General features: G+C 75.4%; 14 protein-coding genes. 11 read left to right on the top strand and 3 right to left on the bottom strand.

What is annotated here, in order from left to right:
* The 11 genes from ACYVKY_RS10215 to ACYVKY_RS10265 all read left to right on the top strand — a co-directional run.
* On the top strand, positions 1 to 2116 hold a 2116-nt coding region (locus ACYVKY_RS10215; protein WP_460434870.1), incomplete at its 5' end, for an FAD/NAD(P)-binding protein.
* Between the two features lie 59 nt (positions 2117 to 2175).
* Positions 2176 to 4152 (top strand): excinuclease ABC subunit UvrC, encoded by a 1977-nt coding sequence (gene uvrC / locus ACYVKY_RS10220; RefSeq protein WP_460434871.1) that lies wholly within the window; start codon positions 2176 to 2178, stop codon positions 4150 to 4152.
* A 38-nt stretch (positions 4153 to 4190) separates the two neighbouring features.
* A complete protein-coding gene (gene rapZ / locus ACYVKY_RS10225; RefSeq protein ID WP_460434872.1) occupies positions 4191 to 5171 on the top strand; it encodes an RNase adapter RapZ in 981 nt (326 codons plus the stop codon).
* Between the two features lie 2 nt (positions 5172 to 5173).
* Entirely contained in the window at positions 5174 to 6148 is a 975-nt protein-coding gene (locus ACYVKY_RS10230; protein WP_460434873.1) for a gluconeogenesis factor YvcK family protein, read from the top strand.
* Between the two features lie 147 nt (positions 6149 to 6295).
* Positions 6296 to 7276 carry a DNA-binding protein WhiA gene (whiA, locus tag ACYVKY_RS10235; protein ID WP_460434874.1) on the top strand — a complete coding sequence of 327 codons (981 nt, stop codon included), beginning with the start codon at positions 6296 to 6298 and terminating at the stop codon, positions 7274 to 7276.
* A 166-nt stretch (positions 7277 to 7442) separates the two neighbouring features.
* Positions 7443 to 8447 (top strand): type I glyceraldehyde-3-phosphate dehydrogenase, encoded by a 1005-nt coding sequence (gene gap / locus ACYVKY_RS10240; protein ID WP_460434875.1) that lies wholly within the window; start codon positions 7443 to 7445, stop codon positions 8445 to 8447.
* A 5-nt stretch (positions 8448 to 8452) separates the two neighbouring features.
* Positions 8453 to 9655, top strand: coding sequence for a phosphoglycerate kinase (locus ACYVKY_RS10245; protein WP_460435067.1), 1203 nt, complete (start codon positions 8453 to 8455; stop codon positions 9653 to 9655).
* A gap of 4 nt (positions 9656 to 9659) precedes the next feature.
* A complete protein-coding gene (tpiA, locus tag ACYVKY_RS10250; RefSeq protein WP_460434876.1) occupies positions 9660 to 10463 on the top strand; it encodes a triose-phosphate isomerase family protein in 804 nt (267 codons plus the stop codon).
* 125 nt (positions 10464 to 10588) lie between these two features.
* On the top strand, positions 10589 to 10843 hold the full coding sequence (gene secG / locus ACYVKY_RS10255) for a preprotein translocase subunit SecG (protein ID WP_460434877.1): 255 nt from the start codon (positions 10589 to 10591) through the stop codon (positions 10841 to 10843).
* Positions 10844 to 10920: 77 nt separating this feature from the next.
* A complete protein-coding gene (locus tag ACYVKY_RS10260; protein ID WP_460434878.1) occupies positions 10921 to 11271 on the top strand; it encodes an RNA polymerase-binding protein RbpA in 351 nt (116 codons plus the stop codon).
* Positions 11272 to 11378: 107 nt separating this feature from the next.
* Positions 11379 to 12005 carry a GNAT family N-acetyltransferase gene (locus ACYVKY_RS10265; RefSeq protein ID WP_460434879.1) on the top strand — a complete coding sequence of 209 codons (627 nt, stop codon included), beginning with the start codon at positions 11379 to 11381 and terminating at the stop codon, positions 12003 to 12005.
* Positions 12006 to 12007: 2 nt separating this feature from the next.
* Here ACYVKY_RS10265 and ACYVKY_RS10270 read toward each other — a convergent pair whose 3' ends face one another.
* The 3 genes from ACYVKY_RS10270 to ACYVKY_RS10280 form a co-directional block, all read right to left on the bottom strand.
* Positions 12008 to 12376, bottom strand: a complete 369-nt coding sequence (locus tag ACYVKY_RS10270; RefSeq protein WP_460434880.1) for a hypothetical protein — start codon at positions 12374 to 12376, stop codon at positions 12008 to 12010.
* 124 nt (positions 12377 to 12500) lie between these two features.
* Positions 12501 to 13163 carry a response regulator transcription factor gene (locus tag ACYVKY_RS10275; protein ID WP_460434881.1) on the bottom strand — a complete coding sequence of 221 codons (663 nt, stop codon included), beginning with the start codon at positions 13161 to 13163 and terminating at the stop codon, positions 12501 to 12503.
* Entirely contained in the window at positions 13160 to 14299 is a 1140-nt protein-coding gene (locus ACYVKY_RS10280) for a sensor histidine kinase (protein ID WP_460434882.1), read from the bottom strand. Before ACYVKY_RS10280 ends, ACYVKY_RS10275 begins: the two co-directional genes overlap by 4 nt.
* Between the last annotated feature and the right edge of the window lie 126 nt (positions 14300 to 14425).

Genomic DNA, 14425 nt, shown 5'->3' on the forward strand with positions numbered 1-14425 from the left:
CGGGGCCCTGGCGGCACTCGACGGCGACCGCGTCCTGCTGGTCGGCACCGGCCTGACGATGGTCGACACCGCGCTGGCGCTGCAGCGGCCCGGCCGCACGCTGCACGCGGTGTCGCGGCACGGCCTGCTGCCGCACGCGCACGCCGCCCACCCGGTGGCGCCCACGCCGACCGCGCTGCCCGAGGGCGTCGAGCTCGACACGCCCACGCTCGTCGCCACGGTCGAACGGGCCCTGGCGCGCACCGTCCGCGCCGGCGGCGACTGGCGCTCGGTCGTCGACGGCCTGCGGCCCTCGACCACGGCGGCCTGGCAGCGGCTCTGCGGCCACTGCCGCGGCGAGCTGCTCGCGCACCACGTCCGACGCTGGGAGGTGCTGCGGCACCGGGTGCCGCGAGAGAGCGCGGCTGCGGTGGGGGCGCTGCGCGCGTCAGGGGCGCTGACCGTCCGGGCCGCCTCGGTCGCCGGCGCGCGCCGCGACGACGCGGGCCTGCACGTCTCGTTCTCCGACGGCAGCGAGGTCGTCGTCGACCACGTCGTGAGCTGCACCGGCCCGCTGACCGACCCGGCGGGCTCCCACGACCCGCTGCTGCGCGGGCTGCTGGCCGACGGGCTCGCCGTGCCCGGCCCCCTGGCGCTCGGTCTCGCGACCGCTCCGGACGGCCGGCTCGTCGGGGCCGACGGCCGCACCGGGCGGCTCTGGACGCTCGGCGCGCTGCGCCGCGGCGACCTCTGGGAGACCACGGCCGTGCCCGAGATCCGCGCCCAGGCCGTCGCCCTCGCCGACCGGCTGGCACCGCCCGTCCCGGCGCGCGAGCCGTCCCGACGACGCCCGCGCGACGCGTTCGGGCTCGCGCTCAGCACGACCCCGGAGGCCGCCGCCACCTACGCCGACGCCCTGCAGCGGGTGCTGCTCGTCCAGGGCGGTGCCGCCGAGGCGCTCGAGCAGGCCGTCCGGCTCGACCCCGGGTTCGCGGTCGGGCACGCGGCGCTGGCGCTGCTCGGGCACGAGGGAGGCGCGCCGGTCGACGTCCCCGCCGCCCTGCGGCGCGCCCAGCGGGCGGCCGCGCGCGCCGACGAGCGCGAACGCGGCTTCGTCGACGTCGTCACCCAGCGCGTCCAGGGCGGACGCGAGCGCGGTGCCCGGGCGCTGCTGCGCCACCTGGAGCGGTTCCCGCGCGACGCCCTCGCCGTGTCGGCCGCGGTGCCGACCATCGCCTTCTCCGGCGTCACCGACGTGCAGCAGGAGGCGTGGGACCTGGTCGAGCGGCTCGCCCCCGCCTACGGCGACGACTGGTGGTTCGCCGGCCTGCTCGCCTTCGTCCGCCAGGACCAGGGCCGCTACGACGAGGCGGCCGGCCACGCGCAGCGCGGGCTGCGGGTCGAGGCCGGCTCGGGGCACGCCGCGCACGCGCTGGCGCACGTCCACTACGAGACCGGCGACCACCGGGCCGGGCTGGCCTGGCTCGACCCGTGGATCGCGGGCAGCGGCCGCGCCGCGTCGCACCGCGCGCACTTCTCCTGGCACGCGGCGCTGCACGAGCTGTCGCTCGGCGACGTCGAGGCGCTGCGGCGCCGGTGGGAGGCCGAGCTGTCGCCGGGGCAGGTCGGCGGCGTCCGGGCCCTGGTCGACTCCGCCTCGCTGCTGTGGCGCTGCCGGATGGTCGGGGTGTGGCCGGACGAGCCGGCCGTCGAGGGCGTCCTGGCGCAGATCGACCCCGATCTGCTCGCGCACCCGACGACGCCGTTCACCGCGCTGCACGCCGCCCTCGCGCTGGCCGGGTGCGGCGACGACGCGCGGCTGCGCGACCTGCGCGCGCACGCGGCGGGCTCGTCCGACCCGGTGATGCGCGACGTCGTCGTGGCGCTGTGCGACGCGCTCGAGGACACCGTCGCCGGGCGGTGGGACGAGGCGGCCCGGGGGCTGCGGCTGCTCGGCCCGTGGCTGGTGCAGCTCGGCGGCAGCGCGGCCCAGCGCGAGATCGTCGAGGACACGCTGCTGCACGTGCTGGTGCGCGCGCGGCGCTGCGACGAGGCGCGCGCGGTGCTGGAGGAGCGGCTCGACCGCCGGTCCTCGCCGCTCGACCGGCGCCGGCTGGCCGGCGTGCCGCAGTCCTGACGGTCCCCGGACGCGCGACCCGCTCGGCGGCTGTCGGACGCGGTTCCTAGGCTGGACGCGTGGCCGACCCGTCGACGTACCGCCCCCGCACGGGGGAGATCCCGGAGTCCCCGGGCGTCTACCGGTTCCGCGACTCCCACGGCCGGGTCGTCTACGTCGGCAAGGCCAAGAGCCTGCGGCAGCGGCTGAACTCCTACTTCGCCGACCCGGCGGGCCTGCACCCGCGCACGTTCACGATGGTGACCACCGCGGCGTCGGTCGAGTGGACCGTGGTGTCGACCGAGGTCGAGGCCCTCCAGCTCGAGTACGCGTGGATCAAGGAGTTCGACCCGCGGTTCAACGTGAAGTACCGCGACGACAAGTCCTACCCCTACCTCGCCGTGACGATGGGCGAGGAGTTCCCGCGGGCCCAGGTCATGCGGGGCACCAAGCGCAAGGGCACCCGGTACTTCGGCCCGTACGCGCACGCGTGGGCGATCCGCGAGACGGTCGACCTGATGCTGCGGGTCTTCCCGATCCGCACCTGCTCGGCCGGTGTCTTCCGCAGCGCCACGCAGTCCGGCCGTCCGTGCCTGCTCGGGTACATCGACAAGTGCTCGGCGCCGTGCGTCGGCCGGGTCACGCCCGAGGAGCACCGCGACCTCGCCGACCAGTTCTGCGACTTCATGGCCGGCGGCAGCAGCGGCCACGTGCGCCGGCTCGAGCGGCGGATGAAGCAGGCCTCGTCCGAGCTCGACTTCGAGAGCGCCGCGCGCCTGCGCGACGACATCGCCGCGCTGAACAAGGCGCTCGAGCGCACGGCGGTGGTGCTGCCCGACGCCACCGACGCCGACGTGTTCGCCCTGGCCGAGGACGAGCTCGAGGCCGCCGTGCAGGTGTTCCACGTCCGCGGCGGCCGGGTGCGGGGGCAGCGCGGCTGGGTGGTCGAGAAGGTCGAGGAGATCGACACCGCCGGCCTGGTCGAGCACCTGCTGCAGCAGGTCTACGGCGAGGCCGACGAGGGCGCCGTGCCGCGCGAGGTGCTCGTGCCCGCGCTGCCCAGCAGCACCGAGCAGGTCGTCGACTGGCTGTCCGGCCTGCGCGGGTCGGCGGTGCAGGTGCGCGTCCCGCAGCGCGGCGACAAGAAGGCGCTGATGGCGACCGTCACCCGCAACGCGGGCCAGGCGCTGGTGCTGCACAAGACCCGCCGCGCCGGCGACCTCACCACCCGCAGCCAGGCGCTGAACGAGATCCAGGAGGCCCTCGGGCTGGCCGAGGCGCCGCTGCGCATCGAGTGCTACGACGTGTCGAACCTGCAGGGCACCGAGGTCGTGGCGTCGATGGTCGTCTTCGAGGACGGCCTGCCGCGCAAGGCCGAGTACCGCCGGTTCGCGATCAAGGGCGTGCAGGGGCAGGACGACGTCGCGTCCGTCTACGAGGTCATCCACCGGCGCTTCACCCGGTACCTGGCCGAGCTCAACCGCAGCGAGGCCGAGGCGGCAGCGGCCGACCCCACGGCGCCCGCCGGCCCCGACGACGAGCCCGTGGTCGAGCAGCGCAAGCGCTTCGCCTACCCGCCGCAGCTCGTGGTGGTCGACGGCGGGCCGCCCCAGGTGGCCGCCGCCGCCAGGGCGCTGGCCGACCTCGGCGTCGTCGACGTCGCGCTGTGCGGGCTGGCCAAGCGGCTCGAGGAGGTGTGGCTGCCGGGGGAGGAGTACCCCACCGTGCTGCCGCGCACCAGCGAGGGGCTGTACCTGCTGCAGCGCGTGCGCGACGAGGCGCACCGGTTCGCGATCACCTTCCACCGCCAGCGCCGGTCGAAGGCGATGACCACGAGCGTCCTCGACGACGTCCCCGGGCTCGGACCCACCCGCCGCAAGGCGCTGCTGCGGCACTTCGGGTCGGTGAAGCGGCTGCGCGCCGCCGACGTCGACGAGGTCGCCGCCGTCCCCGGCCTGGGTCGCGCCACCGCCGCGGCGGTCGTCGAGCACCTCGCCCGCGACACCGCGGCGCGCGAGCCCGCGGTGAACACGGCGACCGGCGAGGTCGTCGAGTAGGCCCACCCGGGCCCCGCGGCGCGACCGCGTTCGGCAGAATGGGTGGCGTGAGCAGCGGCCCGACCGAGCACACCACCCCCGAGCAGACCACCCCCGAGCAGACCACCCCCGAGCAGATCACCCCCGAGCACGCCGAGGCGACGAGCACCAGCGGCGTGCTCGTCCCGGAGGTGCTCGTCGTCACGGGCATGTCCGGCGCCGGCCGGTCCACGGCGGCCGACGCCCTGGAGGACCTCGGCTGGTACGTCGTCGACAACCTCCCGCCCGCGATGCTGGCGCCGCTCGCCACCCTCGCGGCGCACGCGGCCGCCGAGCTGCCGAAGGTGGCCGTCGTCGTCGACGTGCGCGGCGGGACCTTCTTCACCGACCTGCGCGGCGCGCTCGAGGCCCTGCGCGAGAGCGGTGTGCGTCCGCGCGTGCTCTTCCTGGACGCCTCCGACGAGGCCCTGGTGCGCCGGTTCGAGTCGGTGCGACGGCCGCACCCGCTGCAGGGACGCGACCGCATCCTCGACGGCATCGAGCGCGAGCGGGCGCTGGTCGGCGACCTGCGCGGCTCCGCCGACCTGGTGATCGACTCCAGCGACCTGAACGTGCACCAGCTCGGCGCCAAGATCGTCGAGCTGTTCGGCGAGGACGGCCACGGCCGCCTGCGGCTCACCGTGATGTCGTTCGGCTTCAAGTACGGGCTCCCCGTCGACGCCGACCACGTCGTCGACGTGCGGTTCCTGCCCAACCCCTACTGGGTGCCCGAGCTGCGGTCCTCGTCCGGGAAGGACGAGCCGGTGCGCGACTACGTGCTCGGGCAGCCCGGCGCCGGCCAGTTCGTCGAGCGGTACGTCGACGCGCTCGAGCCCGTCCTGGACGGCTACCGGCGCGAGAACCGGCCGTTCGTGACGATCGCGGTGGGCTGCACCGGCGGCAAGCACCGCTCGGTCGCCATCACCGAGGAGCTGGTGCGGCGCCTGTCCGACCGGGCCGAGCGCGCCAGCGCCGTGCACCGCGACCTCGGCCGCGAGTAACGGTGAGCCGGTCCACCGGGCACGCGGCGCGTCCCGGCCGACGGGTGGTCGCCCTGGGCGGCGGTCACGGGTTGTACGCGTCGCTGTCGGCGCTGCGGCACCTCACCGACGAGCTCACCGCCGTCGTCACGGTCGCCGACGACGGCGGGTCGAGCGGCCGGCTGCGGCGCGAGCTCGGGCTGCTGCCGCCCGGCGACCTGCGGATGGCGCTCGCGGCGCTGTGCGACGACAGCGAGTGGGGCCGCACCTGGCGCGACGTCATCCAGCACCGGTTCACCGGCGAGGGCGAGCTGGCCGGCCACGCCGTCGGCAACCTGCTGATCGCCTCGCTGTGGCAGCTGCTCGACGAGCCGGTCGCGGGGCTCGACTGGGTGGGCCGGCTGCTGCAGGCCAAGGGCCGTGTGCTGCCGATGTGCACCCAGCCCCTCGGGATCGAGGCCGACGTGCAGGGCTGGGACGGCACGGTCGGGCTGGTGCGCGGGCAGGCCAACGTCGCGACCGCCGCGGGTCGCATCCTCGGCGTCCGGCTCGACCCCGCCGCCCCGCCGGCCTGCCCGGAGGCGGTCGCGGCGGTGCGCGAGGCCGACTGGGTCGTGCTCGGGCCGGGGTCGTGGTTCACCAGCGTGCTGCCGCACCTGCTGGTCCCCGAGCTGGCGGCCGCGCTGCAGGAGACGACGGCCCGGCTGTGCGTCGTGCACAACCTGCTCGACGCCTCCGGCGCCGAGGGCGCCGGACTGAGCTGCGCCGAGCACCTCGAGGTGCTGGCCGACCACGCCCCGGGCCTGCGGGTCGACGCCGTGCTGGCCGATCCGGGCTCGGTCGACGACCTGGACGCCGCCTCCGTGGCGGCCGAGCGGCTCGGTGGGCGGCTGGTGCTGCGCCAGGTCGGCACGGCCGCCGGCAGCGGCACCCACGACCCGCTGCGGCTGGCGGCGGCGCTGCGCGACGTCCTGGTGGGGAGCTGGGGCGACCTCTGACCCGGTGAGAACCCCTGCGAACCGGGCCGATCGGCCTGGCTGGTCGACGGGGGAGTCCGTCCGGACGACCCCGCGGCCGTCCCGGACGTGGCAGGGTGGCCGGGACCGCACGGGGTGAGGGCAGGGGACGGTGGCAGGATGGCCGGCATGGCGCTGACGGCACAGGTCAAGGACGAGCTGAGCCGCCTGAAGGTCACCAAGAGCTGCTGCCGCAAGGCCGAGGTCTCGTCGATGCTCCGGTTCGCCGGGGGCCTGCACATCATCTCCGGCCGCATCGTGATCGAGGCCGAGCTCGACACCGCCGCCGCCGCACGCCGTCTGCGCACCGACATCGCCGACATGTTCGGCCACACCAGCGAGATCCTGGTGATCTCGCCGGGCGGGCTGCGCCGCAGCACCAAGTACGTCGTCCGCGTGGTCAAGGACGGCGAGTCGCTCGCCCGCCAGACCGGGCTGCTCGACAGCCGCGGCCGGCCGGTGCGCGGGCTGCCGCCGCAGGTGGTCTCCGGTGCGGTCTGCGACGCCGAGTCCGCGTGGCGCGGCGCGTTCCTCGCCCACGGCTCGCTCACCGAGCCGGGCCGCTCGTCCTCGCTCGAGATCACCTGCCCCGGTCCCGAGGCCGCCCTGGCCCTGGTCGGCGCAGCCCGCCGGCTCGGCATCGCGGCCAAGGCGCGCGAGGTGCGCGGCGTCGACCGCGTCGTGATCAAGGAGGGCGACGCGATCAGCGCGATGCTCACCCGCCTCGGCGCGCACGACACGGTGCTGGTGTGGGAGGAGCGGCGGGTGCGCCGCGAGGTGCGGGCGACCGCCAACCGGCTCGCGAACTTCGACGACGCCAACCTGCGTCGGTCGGCCCGCGCCGCGGTCGCCGCGGGCGCCAGGGTCGAGCGCGCGCTGGAGATCCTCGGCAAGGAGGTGCCCGACCACCTCGAGGTCGCCGGGCGGCTGCGGCTCGAGCACAAGCAGGCCTCGCTCGAGGAGCTCGGCCAGCTCGCCGACCCCCCGATGACCAAGGACGCCGTGGCCGGCCGCATCCGCCGGCTGCTGGCGATGGCCGACCGCCGCGCCCAGGAGCTGGGGGTCGACGGCACCGACGCCAACCTGACCCCGGACATGCTCGACGCCTGACGTCTCGTTCGACCCGAACGCCCCGGCCGCACGCCCGTCCCGCATACCGGGACGCAGGTCTCAGGATCCGGCCTGGTGACGGGCGTCACGTCGGCGTCGACTAGGGTTCAGGCGACCAGGAGACACCGCCGGCGAGAGGCCGGCCCCACCCCCTGAGGAGCACCCCGTGACCGTTCGCGTGGGCATCAACGGATTCGGCCGGATCGGCCGCAACTTCTTCCGCGCCGCCAGGGCCGCCGGCGCCGAAATCGAGATCGTGGGCGTCAACGACCTCACGGACAACAAGACGCTGGCGCACCTGCTCAAGTACGACTCGATCCTGGGTCGCCTCGACGCCGAGGTCACCCACGGCGAGGACTCCATCTCGGTCGACGGCAAGGCCTTCAAGGCGCTCGCCGAGCGCGACCCGAAGAACCTGCCGTGGGGCGAGCTCGGCGCCGACGTCGTCGTCGAGTCGACCGGCATCTTCGTCGCCGCCGACCAGGCGAAGGCGCACATCGACGGCGGGGCCAAGAAGGTCATCATCTCGGCGCCCGCCAAGAACGAGGACATCACGATCGTCCTCGGAGTGAACGAGGGCGACTACGACCCCGCCGCGCACCACATCATCAGCAACGCCTCGTGCACCACGAACTGCCTCGCGCCGATGGCCAAGGCCATCAACGACGCGTTCACCATCGAGCGCGGCCTGATGACCACGATCCACGCCTACACCCAGGACCAGAACCTGCAGGACGGCCCGCACAAGGACCTGCGTCGCGCCCGCGCCGCCGCCCTGAACATCGTGCCGACGTCCACCGGCGCCGCCAAGGCGATCTCGCTCGTGCTGCCCGAGCTCAAGGGCAAGCTCGACGGCTACGCGCTGCGGGTGCCGATCCCCACGGGCTCGGCCACCGACCTCACCGTCGAGGTGTCCCGCGAGACCACCGTCGAGGAGGTCAACGCCGCGGTGAAGGCCGCCGCCGAGGGCCCGCTGAAGGGCTACCTGCGCTACACCGAGGACGAGATCGTCTCCTCCGACATCGTCACCGACCCCGCCTCCTGCATCTTCGACGCCGGCCTCACCAAGGTGATCGGCAACCAGGTGAAGGTCGTCGGCTGGTACGACAACGAGTGGGGCTACTCCAACCGCCTCGTCGACCTCGTCTCGCTGGTCGGCAAGGACCTGTGAGCGGCCTGCCCGACATCGACTCGCTGGGCGACCTCGCGGGTCGGACGGTCCTGGTCCGCAGCGACCTGAACGTGCCGCTCGACGGCACCACCATCACCGACGACGGCCGCATCCGGGCGTCGCTGCCGACCTGGCAGCGGCTCCTGGGCGCGGGCGCCCGGGTGGTCGTCTGCGCCCACCTCGGCCGCCCCAAGGGCGCTCCCGAGGAGAGGTACTCGCTGGCGCCGGTCGCCGAGCGGGTGCGGCAGCTGCTCCCCGGCGTCGAGGTCGCGTTCGCGACCGACACGGTGGGGGAGTCGGCGAGGCAGGCGGTCGGGGCGCTGCAGGACGGCGGCCTGGTGCTGCTCGAGAACCTGCGGTTCAACCCGGGCGAGACGTCCAAGGACGACGCGGAGCGCGGCGCGTTCGCCGACGAGCTCGCGTCCCTCGTGGGCGAGGGCGGTGCCTACGTCTCGGACGGCTTCGGCGCCGTGCACCGCAAGCACGCCTCCGTGGTCGACGTCGCCGAGCGGCTGCCGCACGCCGCGGGCGGTCTGGTGGCGGCCGAGGTCGAGGTGCTGCGTCGGCTCACCGACGAGCCGGCCCGGCCGTACGCGGTCGTGCTCGGCGGGTCGAAGGTGTCCGACAAGCTGGGCGTCATCGACTCCCTGCTCGGCAAGGCCGACCGCATCCTGGTCGGTGGCGGCATGGTGTTCACCTTCCTCGCGGCCCAGGGCCACGAGGTGGGCAAGAGCCTGCTCGAGGCCGACCAGCTCGACACCGTCCGGGGCTACCTGGAGCGGGCCGAGGACGAGGGCGTCGACATCGTCCTGCCGGTCGACGTCGTGGCGGCCACCGCGTTCGCGGCGGACGCCCAGCACGACGTCGTCACGGCCGACCACATCCCCGAGGACCGCATCGGCCTCGACATCGGCCCGGCGTCGGCGCACCTGTTCGCCGCCAAGCTCGAGGACGCCGCCACGGTGTTCTGGAACGGGCCGATGGGCGTGTTCGAGATGGAGCCGTTCAGCCACGGCACCCGGGCGGTCGCCCAGGCGCTGGTCGAGACCGAGGGCTTCACCGTCGTCGGCGGCGGCGACTCCGCGGCGGCCGTGCGCACCCTCGGGTTCGCCGAGGACGCGTTCGGCCACATCTCGACCGGCGGGGGTGCGTCCCTGGAGTACCTCGAGGGCAAGACCCTCCCCGGCCTGACCGCCCTGGAGGGCTGACCCGATGGCGAAGAGCACCGGTCGCACGCCGCTGATGGCGGGCAACTGGAAGATGAACCTCGACCACCTGCAGGCCACCCACACGGCGCAGAAGCTGTCGTGGACCCTGCAGGACGCCAAGCACGACCACGACGCCGTCGAGGTCGCCGTGCTGCCGCCGTTCACCGACCTGCGGTCGGTGCAGACGCTGGTCGACGGCGACCGGCTGCCGCTGCGCTACGGCGCGCAGGACGTGTCGGCGCACGAGTCCGGGGCGTACACCGGCGAGGTGTCCGGCGCGATGCTCGCCAAGCTCGGCTGCACCTACGTGGCGGTCGGGCACAGCGAGCGGCGCGAGCACCACGGCGAGGACGACACGACCGTGGCCGCCAAGGCCCGTGCCGCCGTCGCGAACGGCCTGGTGCCGATCGTGTGCGTCGGCGAGGGCCTGGACGTGCGGCAGGCCGGCGACCAGGTGGCCTACACCGTCGCCCAGCTCGACGGCTCGCTCGAGGGCCTGACCGCCGAGCAGGTCGCCGGGCTCGTCGTCGCCTACGAGCCGGTGTGGGCCATCGGCACCGGCGAGGTCGCCACCCCGGCCGACGCGCAGGAGGTGTGCGGGGCGATCCGCGCCCGCCTGGCCGAGGTGCACGGCCAGGGCGTCGCCGACGCCGTGCGCGTGCTCTACGGCGGCTCGGTGAAGTCGGGCAACGTCGCGGCGATCATGGCCGAGGCCGACGTCGACGGCGCGCTCGTCGGCGGCGCGAGCCTCGACCCGGCCGAGTTCGCGGCGATCTGCCGCTTCCAGCAGCACCAGGTGGGCCTGTAGCCCTGCGCGCGGCGACCCGCCCCGCGCGGTTCGTCCGGGACGGCCCGGCCGGTCGGGTAACCTGATCGGTCGGGTCGTCCCGCACGACCGCGCACCCCGAACCCTCACGACAGGACCCACCAGACGTGACCGCACTGCGCATCACCCTGCAGGTGCTGCTGGCGCTGACCAGCCTGTTCCTGACCCTGCTGATCCTGCTCCACAAGGGCAAGGGCGGCGGCCTGTCCGACATGTTCGGTGGCGGCATGTCCGCCGGGGCCGGCAGCTCCGGCGTCGCCGAGCGCAACCTCAACCGCATCACCATCGCGGTGGCGCTGCTGTGGACCACGGTCATCGTCCTGCTCGGCGTGCTCGAGCGGTTCGTGGGCGACGGCGCCTGACCCGCGGTGCCCGGTCCCTCGCCGGGCGCCCAGCACGAACCGCAGCACGAATTCCCCAGCACGAAGGAGCGAACGGCGTGGCAGCAGGCAACGCGATCCGGGGCAGCCGGGTCGGCGCAGGTCCGATGGGCGAGGCCGAGCGGGGCGAGGCCGCCCCGCGGGTGCGCATCTCCTACTGGTGCGCCCACGGGCACGAGACCCAGCCGTCGTTCGCCGACGACCCGCAGTCGCAGCCCCCGGAGACCTGGGACTGCCCGCGGTGCGGCTTCCCGGCGGGCCAGGACAAGGACAACCCGCCCACGCCGCCGCGCAACGAGCCGTACAAGACGCACCTCGCGTACGTGAAGGAGCGCCGCAGCGACAGCGACGGCGAGGCCATCCTCGAGGAGGCGCTGCAGGCCCTGCGCGCCAAGCGCGGCATCCGCTGACGTCCCCGTCCGACACCTCGCTCGCCGACGGGGAGCTCGAGGCCGGTACCGAGGCGATCGTCCGGCTCTCCTGGGCGCGGCTGGTCGGGCTCGACGACGAGGCCCTGATGGGCCCGGGCCGCGTCGAGCACCCGGTCGACGACGCCGGCAGCCTGATGGTGGTCCGGCTCGGCGGCACCACCCTGGTGCACGGCCCGCCGTCGTGCGTCGAGGCGGCCCGCAGGCACCACGACGCCGCCCTGCCCGACCTCGACCTGCTCGACCGGCTGGCACCACCGGACCGCGAGCGGTGGCCGCTCGGCTCGGCGCTGCTCGGCTACGCCGACGAGCCGGTCGACCCACCCGGCCTCGACGAGGCCGACCTCGGCGACGAGCCCGGTCTGCTGGCCCGGCTCCGCGAGGCGGCGCCGCCCGGCGACGTCGAGGAGTCGGGCGTGCTCGAGATGGAGCACCGGTTCGTGCTGGTCGAGGACGACGTCCCGGTGGCGGCCTCGGCCTACTCGCCCTGGTCCGGTCTGCTCGCGCACGTCGGTGTGCTGACCCCGCCGCAGGCACGCCGCGCCGGACGCGGCCTGCTCGTCGGGGCCGCGGCCACGAACGACGCCCTCGCGTCCGGCCTGGTGCCGCAGTGGCGGGTGCGTCCCGACAACGCGGCCTCGGTGGCCCTCGGCCGCCGGCTCGGGTACGTCGCCCTCGGGACGCAGACCACGGTGCGGCTCGGCGCCCCCGCCTGACCTCAGAGCGGTCGGAGCAGCATCGCGGCGAGGCAGCACAGCAGCGGCGCCGCGACGTACGTGCCCCGGTAGAGGACGACGCCGAGTCGGTCGCCCGGGTCGGGGCGGACGACGTCGAGCACCGCCTGCAGCAGCAGCCCCGTCCCGAACGCGGTCCAGAGCACCGCCAGCTCCACCGGGATCCCGGCACCCGCAGCGCGGACGACCCACGGTCCGAGCACGAACGCGGCCGCGGCGAGCAGCGCCACCAGGGTCTCGTGCCGGCGGGGGAGCGGGCGACGGTCCGGCCACCACGACGTCCGGGTCATCGGGCGGCCGTTCACCAGCGGCGGCTCGACGGGTGCCGGCGGCGCCGGCTGGTACGCGCTCATGCCGCCAGGGTGGCACCGGTCGGAGCGATGCGGCAGGCCCAACCTGCCCGCACACACCTCCCGGTGCCCGCACAGCACCCCGGGCTCGTGTGCCGGCACCGCAGCGTGTGTGCGAGCGCGGGGTTCACCCGCCGACCCGGACCGTGCCGCTCTCGTACGCGAGCACCACGAGCTGGACGCGGTCGCGCAGGCCGTGGGCCGCGAGCACGTCGCCGACGTAGCCCTTCACGGTGGACTCGGCCAGGTGCAGCTCGGCCGCGATCTCCGCGTTCGACCGGCCGCGGGCGACGAGGCGCACCACGTCGACCTGCCGCGCGGTGAGCCGCAGCGGTGGTCGGGCGTCCGGGTCGCCGTGCCGCAGGTGGGCCTCGATGAGCCGCCGGGTCAGCCGCGGCGCCAGCAGCGCCTCGCCGGACGCCACCACGCGCACGCCCTCCCACAGCTGCTCGCGCGGGACGCTCTTCAGCAGGAACCCGCTCGCCCCGGCCCGCAGCGCCCGGTCGACCACCTCGTCCAGCTCGACGGTCGTGAGCACGAGCACCCGGGTGGTCGGGACCGCTCGCAGCACCTCGCGGGTCGCCTCGATGCCGTCGGTGCCGGGCATCCGGACGTCCATGAGCACGACGTCAGGCCGGTGCGCGACGGCTGCGCGCACGGCCTCGGCGCCGTCGGCGGCGGTGCCGACCACCTCGAGGTCGGGGTGGCTGCCCACGATCGCGACCAGGCCGTCGCGCACCAGCGCCTCGTCGTCGACGACGAGGACCGTGGTCCCGCGCGCGCTGCTCACGCGGGTGCCCGCCTGGCCGCGGGCAGCGGCAGCCGGGCGGTCAGCGCGAAGCCGCCGTCGAGCTCGGTCGCCTCCAGCTCGCCCCCGAGGCCCCGCACCCGCTCCCCGAGACCGGACAGGCCGTGGCCCGTCCCGTGCGACGACCGGTGCCGCCGGCCGTGGCTGCGCACCGCCACCTGGAGGGCGTCGTCGGACGCCGAGACGTCGACCTCGACGCTCGCGTCGGCGACGTGCCGGAGGGCGTTGGTGATGCCCTCCTGCACGACGCGGTACGCGCACAGGTCGAGCGCGGGTGGCAGGGGCACCGGGTCGGGCTGCGACCGCACGGCGACCACGAGGCCCGCCGCCCGCGCACCCTCGACGAGCGCGGGCAGGTTCGCGAGACCGGGCTCGCCGGTCTGCGGCTCGTCGTGCAGCACGGCCAGCAGCCGGGCCAGCTCGCCGAGCGCCTCGCGGCTCGCCGTGCCGATGGCGGCCAGCGACCGCCGGGCTGCCTCGACGTCGGTGTCGATCACCGCCTGCCCCGCCTCGGCCTGCACGGCCACGAGCGTCACCGCGTGCGAGACGACGTCGTGCAGCTCGCGGGCGATCCGCGCGCGTTCCGCGTCGACGGCCGCGGCGGCGGCGACGGCGAGCTCGCGGGCCTCGCGCTCGCGCTCGGACGCCGACTGCTGGCGCCGGCGCACCGAGGTCCCCAGCAGCGCGGGGACGCCGACGAACAGCAGCAGGCCCGGGACCACCGCGCCGTCGCCGTCGGTCGGGTCGGCGACCAGTGCCGCGGTGACCGCCACCGCGAGCAGGACGCAGCCGACCACCGCGTCGCGGCCGCCCGCGTGGGTCGCGACGCCGTACGACGCCAGCACGAGCACCGCGATCACGACGACGGTGTCGTTCGGGCTGCGCAGCAGCGACACCGCGACCAGCAGGACCGACACCACACCGGCGCAGAGCAGCGGCTGGGAGCGGCGCCACAGCAGGCCGGCGGCCATCGCGCCGGTGAGGACCGCGCGCAGCACCCGTTCGGGACCGGTCGTGACGGCCAACGCCTCGACCACGCCGACCACCACCGCCGCCGCGGAGAGCAGGACGTCGACGCGACGGGCGGGAGCCGTCCAGCGGTGCGGTGCGCGGTCCACGTCGCGACCGTAGGGCCCCGCGCCCCGGACGACCACCACCCCAGGGAGGTGGTGCACCACCGTCCCCGGTCGGGTCGCAGCCTCCCGGCGTCGGTGCCCGGCGCGGCGCCGACGGACCTAGCGTCC

The sequence above is a fragment of the Angustibacter speluncae genome, assembly GCF_054777815.1.